The organism is Flavobacterium sp. RHBU_24, from assembly GCF_046613695.1.
Lineage (GTDB): Bacteria > Bacteroidota > Bacteroidia > Flavobacteriales > Flavobacteriaceae > Flavobacterium.
The window spans coordinates 40,604-57,690 of record NZ_JBKJHD010000011.1 but is presented as its reverse complement, the minus strand read 5'-3'; the positions used below and the strand labels follow the sequence as shown (position 1 = coordinate 57,690).

Annotated in this window: 11 protein-coding genes; 6 read left to right on the top strand and 5 right to left on the bottom strand. The window is 45.5% G+C overall.

Going from position 1 to position 17,087, the window contains the following annotated elements; all coding sequences use genetic code 11:
• Positions 1–69: 69 nt before the first annotated feature.
• From ACLI09_RS11940 to ACLI09_RS11915, 6 genes are all read left to right on the top strand, one after another.
• Positions 70–3,117, top strand: a complete 3,048-nt coding sequence (locus ACLI09_RS11940; protein WP_411419856.1) for a SusC/RagA family TonB-linked outer membrane protein — start codon at positions 70–72, stop codon at positions 3,115–3,117.
• A gap of 11 nt (positions 3,118–3,128) precedes the next feature.
• On the top strand, positions 3,129–4,601 hold the full coding sequence (locus ACLI09_RS11935; RefSeq protein WP_411419855.1) for a RagB/SusD family nutrient uptake outer membrane protein: 1,473 nt from the start codon (positions 3,129–3,131) through the stop codon (positions 4,599–4,601).
• 11 nt (positions 4,602–4,612) lie between these two features.
• Positions 4,613–6,160, top strand: coding sequence for a hypothetical protein (locus ACLI09_RS11930; protein ID WP_411419854.1), 1,548 nt, complete (start codon positions 4,613–4,615; stop codon positions 6,158–6,160).
• Between the two features lie 6 nt (positions 6,161–6,166).
• Complete coding sequence (locus ACLI09_RS11925; protein ID WP_411419853.1) at positions 6,167–7,840, top strand: glycoside hydrolase family 16 protein; 1,674 nt, start codon at positions 6,167–6,169, stop codon at positions 7,838–7,840.
• A 123-nt stretch (positions 7,841–7,963) separates the two neighbouring features.
• On the top strand, positions 7,964–10,270 hold the full coding sequence (bglX, locus tag ACLI09_RS11920; RefSeq protein WP_411419852.1) for a beta-glucosidase BglX: 2,307 nt from the start codon (positions 7,964–7,966) through the stop codon (positions 10,268–10,270).
• Positions 10,271–10,273: 3 nt separating this feature from the next.
• Complete coding sequence (locus ACLI09_RS11915; RefSeq protein WP_411419851.1) at positions 10,274–11,038, top strand: family 16 glycosylhydrolase; 765 nt, start codon at positions 10,274–10,276, stop codon at positions 11,036–11,038.
• A gap of 67 nt (positions 11,039–11,105) precedes the next feature.
• Here ACLI09_RS11915 and ACLI09_RS11910 read toward each other — a convergent pair whose 3' ends face one another.
• The 5 genes from ACLI09_RS11910 to ACLI09_RS11890 all read right to left on the bottom strand — a co-directional run bounded on the left by ACLI09_RS11910 (position 11,106) and on the right by ACLI09_RS11890 (position 17,081).
• The gene (locus ACLI09_RS11910; protein WP_411419850.1) at positions 11,106–11,507 is read right to left on the bottom strand and encodes an excinuclease ABC subunit B; all 402 of its coding nucleotides are present in this window, start codon (positions 11,505–11,507) and stop codon (positions 11,106–11,108) included.
• Between the two features lie 228 nt (positions 11,508–11,735).
• Entirely contained in the window at positions 11,736–12,311 is a 576-nt protein-coding gene (locus tag ACLI09_RS11905) for a chemotaxis protein CheB (RefSeq protein ID WP_411419849.1), read from the bottom strand.
• Complete coding sequence (locus ACLI09_RS11900) at positions 12,293–13,105, bottom strand: CheR family methyltransferase (protein WP_411419848.1); 813 nt, start codon at positions 13,103–13,105, stop codon at positions 12,293–12,295. The genes ACLI09_RS11905 and ACLI09_RS11900 overlap by 19 nt, the downstream gene beginning before the upstream one ends.
• 10 nt (positions 13,106–13,115) lie before the next feature.
• Positions 13,116–13,481 (bottom strand): response regulator, encoded by a 366-nt coding sequence (locus ACLI09_RS11895; RefSeq protein ID WP_411419847.1) that lies wholly within the window; start codon positions 13,479–13,481, stop codon positions 13,116–13,118.
• Positions 13,482–13,496: 15 nt separating this feature from the next.
• Complete coding sequence (locus tag ACLI09_RS11890) at positions 13,497–17,081, bottom strand: response regulator (protein WP_411419846.1); 3,585 nt, start codon at positions 17,079–17,081, stop codon at positions 13,497–13,499.
• Positions 17,082–17,087 lie beyond the last annotated feature (6 nt).

The following is a 17,087-nucleotide window of genomic DNA, read 5'->3' as shown; positions in this document are numbered from 1 at the left end:
GTTAATTTTGATATTACTAATAATAACACCCTTACTTTTATACTATCACAAAAAACTTTTTATAACTCTATGAAGTCAAAATTATTAATGCTTGCCTTAACTTTTATTTCAACGCTCTGTTTTGCACAGGATGTAGAAATAAGCGGAACGGTAACAGAAGCGGGTACCGGATTGCCCATTCCCGGTGCGAGTATCGCTTTAAAAAATTCTACCACGGGCTATTCTTCGGATATGGATGGTAACTACAGTATTAAAGTACCATCAGGATCTACCATTGTATTTAGTTTTATCGGTTTTGAAACTGTAGAAAAAACCGTAACCCAAACCCAAACCCTTAACATCACACTGGCCGAAACCGTTAAAACCCTCGACGAACTTGTAGTTATCGGGTACGGCACCCAGAAAAAGAAAGAAGTAACAGGTGCCGTAAGCACCGTTAACGCAGAAACTCTTGATAAGCTAAGGCCTGTCAAGGTAGAGCAGGCGCTACAGGGCACTGTATCTGGTGTAAACGTTACTACCACATCAGGTGCCCCAGGAGCTAACCTGTCCATTCGCATCAGGGGTATAGGCACTAACGGTACCGCAGACCCCAATGTTATTGTCGATGGTAACCTTTTACCAAACCCACAAGATATAGGACTAATAAATCCCGCTGATATTGAGACCATAACGGTACTTAAAGACGCGCAGGCAGCCATTTACGGTACTATTGGCGCTAATGGCATTATCCTTATCACCACTAAAAAAGGACGCAAAAACCAAAAAGCGCAGTTATCGTATAACTTTTACACTGGCTTTCAGGAAACAAGCCGTAAACTCCCTACGTTAAACGCTACAGAATATGCAGCGCTCCTTAACGAAAGCTATGCGGCAGGAGGGCAGGCGTTGCCTTACCCTAATATAAGCGGTCTGGGCAAAGGCACAGACTGGCAGAATGAAGTTTTTGAAAAAAGCGCTCCTATCACCAACCATGACATGACCTTAAGCGGTGGCTCAGATAAAATTACCTATTCTATTGGTGCTTCTCATCTTGATCAGGAAGGTATAGTAGGCGGACCTAAGTCAAACTTCATCAGGAATACCGCCCGTACAGGTATGACTGCCGACCTTGGCGCCAAATTCAAGCTGTCTACTAATCTTGTGTACACACAATTTACTCGCAGGTCGCTGAGCGAAAATGCGCTGGGTTCGATACTTTTTAACGCGTTGAACGTGCCGGCAACGCTTACGCCGCGTGACGAAAATGGCGAATATACATTAGTGCCCAGCAACACCGGCTTCGGATCGGAGATTATAAACCCCCTGGCACAGATAGATAATACCTATAACTCATACAACTATAAAAGGCTTAATGGTACGGTTAACCTGGACTATGAAGCTTTTAAAGGCTTGACGGTAACAAGCCGTATAGGCTTTATGACCGCTAACGATGCAGGAAAAACATTTGCAAAACAGGTAAGCTATGGCGGAAAGATATATGACGTTACACGCAGCAGTGTTACACAGAGCACAGGCAGGTACAACAATTATACATTCGACCTTTTTGCAACGTATAAAACCACATTTGCAGAGGCGCACAACCTTACGCTTACCGGCGGTACCACCATTTATAAATCATACGGAGGCGGCCTAAGCGCCACTGGATATGATGTACCAAACAACTCATGGGAATTTGCCGAAATAAGCGCTACTACAGGCGTAATGAACGCCCGCACAAACAGCACTTATAATTATGATTCCCGCAGGCTGTCTTATTTTGGCAGGCTGCAATATGATTACAAAGGCCGCTACCTATTATCGGGTATGATACGCCGCGATATGTCTACCGTATTTGGGCCGGGCAATAAAGTAGCCTGGTTCCCTTCAGGAACCGCGGGCTGGCTGATTTCTGAAGAGCCTTTTTACAATAAGGAAAGTATTATGAGCTTTGCAAAACTACGTGCTAGCTACGGCGCGCTCGGCAACGATCAGGTGCCCATCGTATACGTTTCTAATCTTGATGGTGAAGCAACCTATGTGTTTAACAACAACCTTACAAACGGTGTTGCCACCGGCCAGATATCTAATCCTTTTGGCAAGTGGGAAGCTGCGAAAAAATTTGACGTAGGTGCCGACCTTAATTTCTTCAGTGACAAGGTTTCGCTTGTTGCAGATTATTTTATAGACACCCGTAAAGACCTTTTAGTACAGGGTACCCCTGTATCGGGTATTGTGGGTATAGGTGCACCGGGAGCAAGTTCCCCTACGCTTAACGTAGGCGATATACGCAATTCGGGACTTGAACTTGCGCTGGGCTATAAAAACAAGTTGTCTGACGATTTTTCTATAGATGTTAATTACAATGTTACGTTCCTTAAAAATGAGGTAACCGGTGTTAATAACGGTACGGGCTTTATACAGACGGGTAACTTTGGCCTTAGCGAGCAGCCCACACGCATGGAGGTTGGCAAACCTATAGGCTATTTCTATGGGTACCAAACCGATGGCCTTTTCCAGAACCAAGCCGAAATTGACGCGTCACCGTCTCAAGCAGGTTTAGGCTCTCCCGTAACCTCTCCTGGCGATATAAAGTTTAGGGATGTAAATGGAGACGGCGTTATAACCACAGCAGATAAAACAAATCTTGGAGACCCAATACCTGATGCTACAATGGGCTTTAACCTAACCTTTAATTACAAAGGGTTTGACTTTAGCGCATATGCGTTTGCATCACTTGGCAACGACATGATAAGGAACTACGAAAGGAATGTGCCAAATGGTAACCGCCTTAATTACGTACTTAACCGCTGGACCGGCGAAGGCACAAGCAATAGTGTGCCAAGAGTAACAACCGGGGCTACTAACAATACGGTATTCTCGTCTTACTATGTTGAAGATGCTTCATATTGCAGGATACAAAACCTTCAGTTAGGTTACTCCATTAATCCGCAGTGGCTGAACAATGTAGTAAGTAAAACCAGGATATATGTAGGTGTAAACAACCTTTATACATTTACAAAATATATGGGTTACGACCCCGGCGCTTCTAGCGGGGCGCCTATAGGCAGCGGTATTGACTACGGGTTTTATCCTGTGTCAAGAACATATATGATAGGGGCTAACATTAATTTTTAATTAGTTACATAATGAAAAGGAAAATAGTAACAGCCATAGCGGCGTTCAGTATATTCACAATAACCATATCCTGCGGTGATGACTTTGTAGACGCAGGCGTGCCCTACTCTCAGGATTCAGGCAATTATTTTAATACAAAGGAAAACTATGAAAGTGCACTTATAGGGGTATACGATATATTACAGTCAACCTATGTAAACGTATTGCTTGGCGAAATAGCATCTGACAACACTTATGCAGGCGGCGAAAGCGCTACAGACGTTCCGGGCTTCCAACAGGTAGACCAAATGAGCCACACACCGGTAAACCCCAATGTAAAAAACGTTTGGGACTGGATGTTTTCAGGGGTAAACCGTGCGAATTACATCATCGAAAACCAAAACAAAATCGATTTTGAAGGCAAAGAAAAAATAATAGCGCAAACACGCTTCCTTAGGGCGTACTTTCAGTTTGAACTGGTTAAATGGTTTGGCGGTATCCCGCTTAAAGGTGATTCCCGCTTTATAGTGGGTGATGAAACCAGCATCCCCCGCAGCAGTACTACTGAGGTATATGCCGCTATAGAGGCAGACCTGTTATACGCGATAGAAAATATGGAAACCGGCCCACAGGAACAAGGCCGTGTAACTAAAGGTGCAGCACAGGCACTGCTGGGCAAGGCTTACCTGTACCAGGGCAAGTACCAGCAGGCTGCCGATGTGCTGGAGCAGCTTATACAAAGTGGTTCTTACAGCCTTGTAACAAACTATAATACGATTTTTGAAAACGCCGGAGAAAACGGCACTGAGTCGGTTTTTGAAGTACAGTATACCGATGCAGAAGGTGCCGGTTTTGGCTGCCTCCAGTGTAGCGAGGGTAACGTTGCCGTAGGCTTTAACGGCCCCAGGAACTTTGTAGGCCCACTATATGATTCTGGCTACAGCTTTAATATCCCTACACAGGAAGCCTATGATATGTTTGAGCCGGGTGATGGGCGCCGCGATGTTGCAATACTTAATATTGATGCGTTTGCCGCTGCTAACCCGGGTACTACCTTTGGTATAGGCTATGAGCATACGGGCTTTTTCAATAAAAAATACATACCAAGGCAGGGCGACCTTAACCTGGGTGATAGTAAACTTACCAACCCTAATAACTACAGGGCAATACGCTATGCTGATGTGCTTCTTATGGCTGCTGAGGCGTATAACAAAGTAGGTAACGACGATAAAGCGCGCACTTATGTAAACCTTGTAAGGGCGCGTGCCTTTGGCGATAATAACCACAACTTTACCGCAGGCGGGGCAGCGTTGGGCGACCTTATATTCGACGAGCGCCGCAGGGAGCTGGTGGGCGAAGGCCACCGCTTTTTTGACCTTGTGCGCACTGGCCGTGGCACGCAGATACCTAATTTTACCCCAAATAAAAATGAGGTATTCCCTATCCCTTACGAAGAAATGCAATTTAGCAATGGAAACTGGGAGCAAAACCCGGGTTATAACTAAAATATAAGACTATGAAAAACTTTAAGTACATAATAAGCATATTGTTTGTAGCCCTTATTGCAGGCTGCAGTGATGACAGCAGCGGCGATGTAAGCTTTGCAGATAATGCGGCTGCGCCCACAAATATTACCGCCCTGTTTACCATAGCGGGAGACAACTCCGGTACAGTAACTATAGCCCCGCACGGCGAAGGTGTCACTTCTTTTGAAATTAACTATGGTGATGGAACCGCAGAGCCGGGAAGCCTCCTTGCAGGCGAAAAAATTAACCACGTATATCCTGAGGGCACCTTTACCGTAATAGTAACAGGGATAGGCATAAATGGCAAGCGTACCGATGCGGAGTTTCCGCTTACAGTGTCTTTTGTAGCGCCGGAAAACCTTGCGGTAAACATAGCAACCGTGGTGGGCAGCCCGCTACAGGTAAATGTATCGGCTACGGCTGACCTGGAAACCTATTTTCAGGTATGGTTTGGCGAAGATCCTTCGGCAGAGCCCGTTACCTTTAACGAAGGCGATGTAGTACCTTATACCTATAGTAATGTAGGTACTTATACTGTAACCGTAACCGCATTTAGCGGCGGCGCGGCAAGCGCTACCTATACGCAGGAGGTTATTATATCTAACCCGCTTAACCTGCCTATAGATTTTGAAAGCGCAAACCTTAACTATGCCTTTACCACCTTTGGCGGTGCTACTGCATCGGTAGTAAACAATCCGGCTTCGGGCGGTATCAATACGAGCGCCAAAGTGGGTAGCAGCACGCCTGCTAACGGCCAGATGTGGACAGGCGCTTACCTTACCCTTGATGCGCCTATAAATATGGCACAGCATTTCTTTAAAATTAAAGTATGGTCGCCGGCTGCAGGTGTAACGGTACTTCTGAAGTTAGAAAACCTTAACGATGGAGGCATCAGCGCAGAGCGCCCTGCTGTAACAACTGTTGCAAACCAATGGGAAGAACTTGTATATGACTTTACCGGTGCTAATGCAAGTTATTCTAAAGTGGTACTGTTCTTTAACGCGGGTGCTAATGGTAATGGTGATACCTATTATTTTGATGATATCGTACAGGCATCAGCAGGTGTGGCATTAGGTTTGCCTCTTAACTTTGAGTCGAGCGCAGCCATCACTTGGAATAACTTTGGCGGTGCCGTGGGCACTAAAGTGGCTAACCCGAACGTGGGAGGCATAAACACCAGTGCACAGGTGGGCAGGGTCCTTAAAACGGCCGGGTCTCAAACATGGGCCGGCGTAGCCATACCGTTTGACGCACCCATTGACTTCTCTGTAATGAAAAAAATAAAAATGAAGGTATGGTCTCCAGCCGCCGGAATTACCTTACTTATGAAATTTGAGAATATGAATCCGCACGTACTTGGGGATGATATTGAGAGGACAACCACTACTACGTTAGCTAACCAGTGGGAAGAGGTAACCTTTGATTTTACCGGTATTAACAATGCTAAAAACTATCAGCAAATAGTACTGTTCTTTAACTTTAATGTGGCAGGAACAGGCGAAACGTACTATTTTGACGACGTTAGGCAATCAAATTAAAAAACTATGAAAGAGATGATAAAAAATTTAGTAAAAGTAGCAGCGGCAATGATATTGCTGTTGCTTGCAGGCGCCTGCCAGGACGACGACAACAGTTTTGGCTCCATTAACGCCCCTGTAAACCTTGAACTGAGCTACGAAATAGTAGGCCAGACACCAGAAAATGTAAATGGCGACGGCAGCGGAAACGTGAAGCTTATGGCCGATGCAGACAATGCCATAACCTATAAGTTTATTTACCCTGACGGAACCAGTGTCACTACTGCAAGCGGACAGGTAACCAAGCGTTTTACCACCCCGGGTATACACTCTTATGAAGTTACTGTAATTGCTTACGGTAAGGCCGGCGTATCTACTACAGGTACAATGACAATAGTTGACCTGCTTAGTACGTTCGATGACCCTATTACGGTAGATAAACTTACAGGAGGCAGCACTAAAGTATGGTACGTGGCACAAAATGAGGCAGGCCACCTGGGTGTAGGCCCAAATGACCCTGCGGCACCTACACAAAACTACTGGGCAGCCTGGTATATGGCACAGCCAAATGAAAAAGATGTGGAGGGTTCTTCATGCCTGTATACTAATAAGCTTACTTTTACTAAAGAAGGTAACCTCTTAAAGTATACACTTGAAAATGAAGGAACCTTCTTTAACGGAGCATACCTGCCTCTTGTGGGCCAGTCCGGGCCTGACGCTTGTGCAGCCTGGGATGTATCAGGGCAAAAAACAGTACTGCTTTCTCCATCAGAATCTATTGTATCACCTGAATTTACAACCGGTACACAAATGAGTTTTTCTGATGGCGGCTTTATGGGCTACTATATAGGCACTACAATTTACGAAATAATTGAGCTAACAGATAACCGTATGGTAGTTCGTGCTGTAGATGGCGGTAACCCGGCACTTGCCTGGTACCAGATTTTTACAACCGAAAATCCTGACGAGGTAGAGATACCACAATTTACAAACCTTATGTGGTCTGACGAGTTTGATTATACCGGTGCACCGGATACCTCAAAATGGAACTTAGAAGTAGGCAACAATAACGGCTGGGGTAATGAGGAGGTACAGTATTATAAGAACGACGGTTCGGCATCGGTAGTATCAAACGGTACGCTGAAAATAATTGCTAAAAAAGAAAGCTACCAGGGCTACCAGTACACTTCTGCCCGTATGACTACCCGCAACAAATATGATTTTACCTATGGTAGGGTGGTAATACGTGCTAAACTGCCTACCGGCGGCGGCACCTGGCCGGCACTATGGATGCTGGGAAGCAACTACCAGACGGTAAACTGGCCGGCATGTGGCGAAATAGACATTATGGAACATGTAGGAAACGACCAGAACGTGGTACACAGTACACTGCACTATCCCGGACACTCAGGCGGAAATGCTAACGGAAGTACGAAAGTGGTACCCGGCGTATCAGAAAACTTTAAAATATATGAACTGATATGGACTGCTGATGTAATGCTGTTTTATGTAAGGGATACCGAAACGGCTACACCCGTATTAATTAAGCAATTTAACAACTCAGTTACTGAACACCCTTATTTCAACTGGAATTTCTTCCTTATTTTTAACGTTGCAATGGGTGGCACCTTTGGTGGTAATGTAGACCCTGCATTTACGCAAAGTGCTATGGAAGTTGACTATGTACGCGTATATCAATAATACAATGCCTTTTCAAAAACATCTATCCAAAATCCAATACTAACCAGTAAGCAATGGGGGTCAGCATTTGCTGGTCCCCATGCTCATTGGTATACCACACACACTGAAGAAGTAAAAAGATAAATGAAATACAAATTACCCTACTGCCTTATAATCGCCCCGCTTGCCCTTTCGCTAAGCTGCGGCGGTGTTAAACAAACTCCTGCAGCCCCGGTAGCGGCCAGTGTTAATAAGCAACTGCCCATAGACCGAAAAGTAGATTCGCTGCTTGCGCTGATGACCCTTGAAGAAAAAATAGGGCAAATGAACCAGTATAACGGCTTTTGGGAGGTTACAGGCCCAGTACCTGCCGAAGGTGCGGCCGCCCAAAAATATGAGCACCTTAAGAAAGGGTGGGTAGGCTCTATGCTTAATGTAAAAGGCGTTAAGGATGTAAAGGCATTACAAAAAATAGCTGTAGAGGAGACCCGCCTGCACATACCCCTTATATTTGGGTATGATGTTATACACGGCTACAAGACCATTAGCCCCATTCCGCTTGCCGAAGCTGCAAGCTGGGACCTTGCCGCCATACAGCGATCTGCCGAAATAGCAGCAGCAGAAGCTGCCGCAAGCGGCCTTAACTGGACTTTTGCCCCTATGGTAGATGTAAGCCGCGATGCCCGGTGGGGCCGCGTGATGGAGGGTGCAGGCGAAGACCCTTACCTTAACAGCCGCATTGCCGAATCCCGCGTAAAGGGCTTTCAGGGTAACCTGGGCGAGTTTAACGTTGCGGCCTGTGTAAAACACTTTGCAGGTTATTCCTTCGCCGAAGCAGGCAGGGATTATAATACAGTAGACGTTAGCAATAATACGCTTCATAATATTATACTGCCTCCATTTAAAGCAGCAAGCGATGCCGGGGCTCTTACCTTTATGAACTCATTTAACGAACTTGAGGGTATACCCGCTACCGGCAACGCCCACCTGCAGCGCGACATTTTAAAAGGCGACTGGGGCTTTAAGGGCTTTGTGGTGAGCGACTGGGGCAGCATGGGCGAAATGGTAGCCCACGGCTACTCTAAAGACCTTAAGGCAGCCGCAATGAGCGCCGCAAACGCAGGTTCTGACATGGATATGGAATCTCATGGCTATGTAGAACATCTTGCCGAACTGGTGCGCGAAGGCAAGGTGAGCGAGGCTGTGGTTACCGAAGCTGCCGGGCGTGTACTGCGTGTTAAGTTTTTACTTGGCCTGTTTGACGACCCTTATAAATATTGCAACGAAGCGCGCGAAAAAGCAACCGTCGGGAAAAAAGAATTCCACGATGGGGTGCTGGATGTGGCTAAGAAATCGGTTGTGTTATTAAAAAATGAAAAAAATATCCTTCCCTTAAAAAAACAAGGTCAAAAAATTGCCGTAATAGGTGCGTTGGCTAATGACAAAACCAGCCCGCTGGGCAGCTGGCGCATCGGAGCCGATGATGAATCGGCCATATCGGTGCTTGAAGGGCTTAAGCAATATACAGGAAATAGCATTACCTATGCAAAAGGTGCAGATGTAGCGGTAGGCCCGGTGCTCTTTGGCAACGAAACCCGTATAAACATGAACGATAAAAGCGGTTTTGCCGAAGCTGTTAAAGCTGCTAAGGCTGCCGACGTTGTAATAATGGTACTGGGTGAACACGGCCTGCAAACCGGTGAAGGGCGTAGCCGTGCCGAGCTTGGCCTGCCGGGGGTGCAACAGGAACTTTTAGAAACGGTTTACAAAGCTAACCCCAATATTGTACTGGTACTTAATAACGGACGTCCGCTTACCATTCCGTGGGCAGCAGATAATGTGCCTGCTATTGTTGAAGCCTGGCACTTGGGAACACAGGCCGGTAATGCCATAGCACAAATACTATATGGCGATTATAACCCAAGCGGTAAGCTGCCTATGAGCTTTCCAAGGAGCATTGGGCAAGTGCCGTTGTATTATAACCATAAAAGTACCGGCCGCCCCGGTAATGGACAACCTACCGAAAGTGTTTTCTGGTCGCATTATATTGATGCGCCTAACACGCCGCAATACCCTTTTGGCTACGGCCTTAGCTACACTACATTTGAGTACAGTAACCTGAAACTCGATAAAAGTAGTTTTGTAAAGGGTGGAAAGATAACGGTAACTGTTGATGTAAAAAATACAGGAAAAACAGACGGTAAAGAAGTGGTACAGCTGTACCTGCAAGACCTTTTTGCTTCAGTAACAAGACCGGTAAGGGAGCTAAAGGGCTTTGAACTTATAGCACTAAAAGCAGGACAGGTAAAAACCGTTACTTTTACCATAGATGAAAAACTGATAGAATTTTACACGGCAAACAAAAAATTTGAGGCAGAGCCGGGCGACTTCAACCTGTACATAGGCGGAAGTTCTGATGCTGTGCTGCACGCACCTTTTACGTACAATTAGATCATGAAAAAAATAGCACTACCGCTGTTGTTGCTTGGCATGGCATGCACTGCACAGGTTAAAAAAGGGAAACTGGTTTGGGAGGAAAACTTTAACGGCAAAACACTCGACGAGAAGGTATGGAATTTCGAACTTGGCAATGGCTGCCCTAACATTTGCGGATGGGGAAACAGCGAGCGCGAAACCTATACTAAAAATAACCACCGCGTTGAGAATGGCCACCTGGTAATAACCGCAAAAAAAGAAGGCGAGCTATATACAAGCACGCGTATAACTACCGCCGGGAAAAAAGAATTTAAATATGGCTATATGGAAGCCCGTGCTAAAATAGCTACAGGACAGGGCATTTGGCCGGCGTTCTGGATGCTGGGCGGCAACATAGGCAAAGTTAGCTGGCCTGCCGCCGGAGAAATTGATATACTGGAATATGTGGGCAAAGACCCCGGTATGGTTTATACCACACTCCACACGCCATCTAACCATGCGGGTGATGCCCTTAGCAAGAAAACGCCGTTTGATAAAATTGAAGAAGGTTTCCACACCTACGCCATTAACTGGACTAAGGATGCCATAACGTTTTATGTAGATGATAAAGAAGTATATACGTATGCGCCTGAAATTAAAAATGCCGGGACCTGGCCGTTTAACCAGCCTTTTTACTTTATAGTAAATATGGCCGTAGGCGGTAATTTTGGCGGCCCGGAAGTAGATGACAGCATCTTCCCGCAGGAATATGTTGTAGATTACATAAGGGTGTACAGCAATTAGAAAATTTTTTGTTTAGTTTGTTTAATAATGAGAATGAGGGCCGCAATTTGCGGCCCTTGTTGTTACGTTAATTTTGTTGTGCCCTGAACAGTGCCAGCAAAAATTCAGGATCTATTAGCCCGGTGGGAGAACGCTTCATCTCATTAAGTACACTGCGCATGGCATAGGGGCTAAGGCCCATATTAATACCCAGTTCGTGTATGGCGATATGTTCATTTTCATGCAAAACGCCGTCGGCGTGCATAAGCAGTGCCAGGCGGTAAAACTGAAGTATGCGCTGGTGTTCAGATTTAATAGCCACATGCGGTACCGGCTCTTTAAATAATGTTTTAAACGCATTGGTTTCAACCTTTAGCTGCGATGCCACAATAGACAGAAACCGGTATTCACGTTCGTGTACCTGCCCGTCTACCTGTGCAAAGGCAATCATCTCAGAGAGCAGGCTCAACTTTTCCTGATATGTATTCATAAAGCGCCTATTTTCAGCTAAAATATTGTTTTAAGTATCAAAAAACAAGCATTTTAATGAAACCTTATATATTTTACCCTTCAAAATGCCAAATTGCTTTTAGCGGAAATGGCTAGCATACAGAACGGTTTGCTGTACAGTTAGTGGGTTGTTAAAGCAGTATGAATTCTTTTATTTGCTTCGCCGGTTCAGGCTATGCCGCCAGGTCGCAATTGAGCGGAAAGCAAATCAGTTTAATTTATTTATAAAATCTGTAATTTCCTCGGGGCCGAACACCAGATCAGGAATAAGCTGGCTTATGGCATACTGCGGCATATAAGGCATTTCGGCTGTTGCAGGGTCCTGCACCACTACCCTGCCGCCCGCCGCCATAATGGCCTTTAAGCCCTCGGTACCATCCGCATTTGCCCCGCTAAGCAATATGGCCACAACACCCTTACCATAGGCATCGGCTGCACTCTGAAACACCACGTCTATACTGGGCCTGCTGTAGTTTACCTTATCTGAAACATCAAGGCCAAAGAGCCCGTCTTTTTCAAGAAGCAGGTGGTAATCGGCAGGAGCTATATAAATGCTCCCCTTTTCGAGTGGTGTTTTATCTTCAATTTCTTTTACAGGAAGGCTGGTTTTAAGCGATAAAAGCTCTTCGAGCAGGTTATCGTCGGTACTTTTTCGGTGTAATACAATAACCACTGAGAAAGTAAATTTATGCAGCCCGGGCAATACCCGGATAAGCACTTCGAGGCTACCGGCAGAGCCGCCGATAAGCAGTACCTTACAGCTATCTATCGTATTTTCTTCCATATTTTTTCCTTTCTAAGCTGTTCATAATTACGCTGTACCGGAGAAAATTTTACAGTTTCTTTTGTACCAAGGGCTAGGTAGCCTAACAGTGACAGGCTTTCATCAAACAGCGTAATGGCCCTGTCCTGCAAATCCTTATCAAAATAAATAAGTACATTGCGGCACAATATGAGGTCAAACTCGTTAAAAGACCGGTCTGAAACCAGGTTGTGCTGCGAGAATACCATTTTTTGCGAAAGTTCTTCATTAAACTTGGCAAAGCCGTGGTTAGCACTATAGTATTTGCTAAAATCTTCCTTCCCGCCCGCCGCCATATAGTTTTCGCTGTATTGTTTCATCATACGCAGGTTGAATACACCTTTTTTGGCGGCATTCAATACCAGCGGATTAAGGTCTGTGGCATACAGCAATGATTTGTGCAGCAGGTTTGCTTCCTGAAGTAATATAGCCACAGAATATACTTCCTCGCCTGTAGAGCAGCCCGCATGCCAGCAGCGTATAAAGGGCTTTGTGGCCAGCGTGGGGATTATCTCCGTGCGAAGGACGTTATAAAATGCAGGGTCGCGAAACATCTCGGTAACGTTTACCGTAATTTCTTCAACCATACGTTTAAAATAAACCTCGTCCGTACGTACTTTTATAAGAAAGGCAGAGAAATTTGTAAAACCGTCGAGGTTATACAACCTGTCTACACGGCGCTTAAAAGATGCCCGCGAATAGCCGCTGAAATCGTATCCGTAGGTATCGTATATATCATTAATAAGCAACTCAAGCTGCCTGTCTTCAATCGTCATGGTGCTGTTTTTAAAGGGCGTTCAGTACCGTCATTAATTTATCTACATCTATAGGCTTAGATATGTAACCGTCTGCCCCGGCGGCAATGCACTTTTCGCGGTCGCCCACCATGGCCTGTGCCGTAACTGAAATTACCGGTACATCCTGACGATTGCTTAATGCCTTTATAAGCGGAATGGCCTCATAGCCATCCATGTCAGGCATCATCATATCTATAAGCACTACGTCTACGGGACTGTCGCTTTTAAGCAAATCTATGGCTTCCTGGGCGCCCAGGCAGGAGAGGCAGTTAAAGCCTTTTACCCTGAGCGTTGCCGATAACGCGAATATGTTGCGAGAGTCATCATCAATAATCAAAACTGTCTTCTTGTCCATTTCTTTTCTTGCCGATTATTGGTTATCATAAAGCCATACACGTAATAACGACAATAGCTGGTCTATATCTACCGGTTTTGTAATGTAGTCGCTCGCCCCCGCGTTAATGCATTTTTCGCGGTCGCCCGTCATTGCTTTAGCGGTAACGGCAATAACCGGAAGGCCTTTTAATTTTTCATTCTGCCTTATGCGGGTGGCGGTTTCATAGCCATCCATATTGGGCATCATCATATCCAGCAAAACCACGTTAACTTCGGGGTGCTGCTCCAGCATCCCCAGGGCTTCTTTGCCGTCAATGGCCGTAATAACGTTCATTTTATGGGCTTCAAGCGACTTGGTAAGCGAAAAAATATTCCTTACATCGTCATCAACCACCAATACCGTTTTACCGCTAAGGATATTGTTTAGCGGGCCCTGCTTTTTAATATTAATGCCCTTAGCCTCCTTGTTTTTGTTTTCTTCAACAAGGTGCAGGAACAGCGATACCTCATCAAGCATACGCTGGTAAGAATGGGCTGTTTTTACAATAATGCTGTCTGCATATTTTTTGATTTTCAATTCCTCTTTCATCGAGAGGCTTTTGCCGGTAAATACTATTACGGGAAGGTTTTCCAGCCCCGGGGTTTGCTTTACGCTTTCCAGTATGTCATAGGCCTGCCTGTCGGGCACGCCCATATCAAGTATAACGCAGTCTACACCGGTGCGTTGCAGGGCATCAACCCCATCGTTTATTTCGCTCTTAATTTCTGAATTGATGTTATAAGACTCTAAAAAGAAGGCAAGTGCCTGCGCGTGCTTGGGGTTATCTTCTATAATAAGCACCTTTTGCGCCTCGCGGTTTACAAAATGCTCTATACGCTTAAACACGTCGGGTATCTGCTCGTATGCCACAGGTTTATCCAGAAAGTTTACCGCGCCTTTAAGCATGCTCTCCTTTTTAAGTTTGTGCGAAGACATAATGTGTACCGGAATGTGCTTGGTGTTGCTATTACCCTTAAGCTCTTCCATTACTTCCCAGCCGCTCTTAACGGGCAGCTCTATATCAAGCAGTACGCCGACCGGCTTGTAGGCCAGGGCAAGGTTAAGCGCCTGGTCGCCGCGCACTGTAGCTATGGCTTTATAACCACGCTTGCGGGCAAAGTCTAATAAGGTTTTAGCAAAATTTACGTCGTCTTCTACAATCAGTATCGTCTTGTCGCCTTCTGCAAGTGTGTCGCGGTCATCATCAATATCATCGGGTATGGCGCTACTAAGGTAGCTATATGCCGGATGCCTTTCTTCTTCGTCCTGCACCGCCGGCGCGGCAGTTTGCTCACCGCTAAGGTAAACCTGGGAAACTGTTACCGGCTGGGTAGCTACACTGCTGTATATGGGTATGGTTAGCGTAAATGCGCTACCTTTATCAGGTTCGCTTTGCAGTGTTATAGTACCGTTAAGCAATTTTGCAAGTTCGCGGCTTATGCTAAGGCCCAGCCCGGTGCCTCCATATTTCCGTTTGGTAGAGCCGTCCGCTTGCTGGAAGGCCTCAAAAATAAGCGGCTGTTTTTCACGTGGGATGCCTATGCCGGTATCTCTTACCGTAAAAGATACCCGCTTGGCATTCTCCGGGTCTTTCTTTATTTCTACCGTTACACTGCCTTCTGCCGTAAATTTAATGGCGTTTGATATAAGGTTCTTTAATATCTGCTCCAGGCGCATTTTATCGGTTTTTAGTACCAGCGGCGCATTTTTATCGTCTATGTTAAATGCTATATCTTTTTCCCTGGCGAGCAACGAGAACATACCTTTTAAGTTATCGGTAATTTCATTAACCGCTACATCAGCAAACTCAAGGTCCATCTTACCGGCCTCAATTTTACTAAGGTCAAGTATCTCGTCAATAAGGCCCAGCAGCCCGTTACCCGAACTGTTTATAACACGTGCAAACTCTATCTGCTCGTTACTCATGTTGTCTTCGGTATTCTCGCTTAATAACCTGCTTAATAACAGTATAGAATTTAATGGGGTACGCAGTTCGTGCGACATGTTTGCAAGGAACTCACTCTTATACCTTGTGCTGATTTCCAGGTCTTCCGATTTTTTTTGTATCTCAAGGTTGCGCTCTTCCAGCAGGGTGCTGCGCTCTGCAAGCTCCTCATTAATTTGTTGTAACTCTTCCTGCTGTACCCGAAGTTCTTCTTCACTTGCCTGTAGTTTTTCGGTCTGGGTTTCAAGTTCGGCATTCATACCTTCAAGTTCACTATGCTGCGCCCTCAGCTCTTCGCCCTGTGCCTGCGTTTCCTCAAGCAGCTCCTGTACACGCTTGCGGTTTTGTGCCGCCCTTAGCGCTATACCTATATTGCCGGCTATGGCCTCTATAAATTCTACCTCGCGGGGGCTAAAACCTTTAACGCTTATAAGACCCATGGTACCTTCTACAACACTATCTGTAAGCGGCAGCGCTATAATATGAGTGGGCTTTAGCTGGCCAAGGGTATAAGACACAAACACATTTTCTATGTCTACATCTTTTATCTGCAGCATTTTGCCAGACAATGCCGCCTGTCCTATAATGCCGTCGCCCAGCCTTATAACACGGGCGTCATCTGCAGGTACAAAGCTATAGCCCCCCACAAATTGCAGCAGGTCGTTTTCATTTACATATACAGCGGCAGCGTCTGCGGCGGTATAGCCTGCCACATAATCTACAACGTCCCTGCATAGTTGTTCTAACGATTTTTCGCCTATCATTACATTATTAAGTTCTGCAATGCCTGTTTGCTCCCACTCGTTGTCTGAAAGTACAGTAAATGACTTTTTTAATGCTTTTGCCATATTATTAAGGGAAAAGCTAACGCTGCCCAGGGCATCATTCTCGTTTTCGTTTACGCGGATATCATACTCACCCGCCGAAATTTGCTCTGCTATGCTGCTTATGGCGCTAATGCGGTCTGCAGTTTCCTTATCTTTTTTACGAAGTTCTTCTAACAGGAGTGCACGCTGGCGGTAATCGTTCATGATGCGGGTAAAATAAAAACCGCTTATTAGTAAAGATATTAATGCGGCACCCACAATAAGTATCATACTGTAACTGCCATAAGTACTGCTGGTTTCGGTGCGCTGTTTTAAAAGGGCTGTTTCTTCGGTTTCAGTACGCAAAAGAATGTTACGCATGTCTGCCATAAGTTCGCTCCCGCGGTTAAGGTCGTCTGCAAATATTTCCCTGCCCCGCTTTTTTTGTTCTATACGGTCTCTTAGGTAGGTAAAAAATGCCGCGCGCAGGGTACTCAGCTTTGCAAGGTTGCGCTGCTGCACGGTGTTATCAAGCGTAAGGTTTTCCACCTCATTAAAAAATGAGTCGGCCTTTTGCTCTGCGCTGCTGTACTGCCCCAGGTATTCTTCGCGCCCGGTAAGCAGGTAGCCCCTCATACTGGTTTGCGCCTCTATAATTACCCGGTGTCCGTTATTAAGATTGTAAATAACCCTTTGGGTATGGTCTACCCACTTATTACTGTCGAGCAGGTTTCTTATACTAATAAAAGACATTACAGAAGTTACAATAAGTATCAGGAACGAGATACTGAAACCTACTAATAAATTTCTTCTAAAATTTGTGTTCATTTAGAT

Coding starts and splice junctions, on each gene's coding strand:
- ACLI09_RS11940 (WP_411419856.1), top strand. CDS start 70: ATGAAGTCAAAATTATTAATGCTTGCCTTAACTTTTATTTCAACGCTC.
- ACLI09_RS11935 (WP_411419855.1), top strand. CDS start 3,129: ATGAAAAGGAAAATAGTAACAGCCATAGCGGCGTTCAGTATATTCACA.
- ACLI09_RS11930 (WP_411419854.1), top strand. CDS start 4,613: ATGAAAAACTTTAAGTACATAATAAGCATATTGTTTGTAGCCCTTATT.
- ACLI09_RS11925 (WP_411419853.1), top strand. CDS start 6,167: ATGAAAGAGATGATAAAAAATTTAGTAAAAGTAGCAGCGGCAATGATA.
- bglX (WP_411419852.1), top strand. CDS start 7,964: ATGAAATACAAATTACCCTACTGCCTTATAATCGCCCCGCTTGCCCTT.
- ACLI09_RS11915 (WP_411419851.1), top strand. CDS start 10,274: ATGAAAAAAATAGCACTACCGCTGTTGTTGCTTGGCATGGCATGCACT.
- ACLI09_RS11910 (WP_411419850.1), bottom strand. CDS start 11,507: ATGAATACATATCAGGAAAAGTTGAGCCTGCTCTCTGAGATGATTGCC.
- ACLI09_RS11905 (WP_411419849.1), bottom strand. CDS start 12,311: ATGGAAGAAAATACGATAGATAGCTGTAAGGTACTGCTTATCGGCGGC.
- ACLI09_RS11900 (WP_411419848.1), bottom strand. CDS start 13,105: ATGACGATTGAAGACAGGCAGCTTGAGTTGCTTATTAATGATATATAC.
- ACLI09_RS11895 (WP_411419847.1), bottom strand. CDS start 13,481: ATGGACAAGAAGACAGTTTTGATTATTGATGATGACTCTCGCAACATA.
- ACLI09_RS11890 (WP_411419846.1), bottom strand. CDS start 17,081: ATGAACACAAATTTTAGAAGAAATTTATTAGTAGGTTTCAGTATCTCG.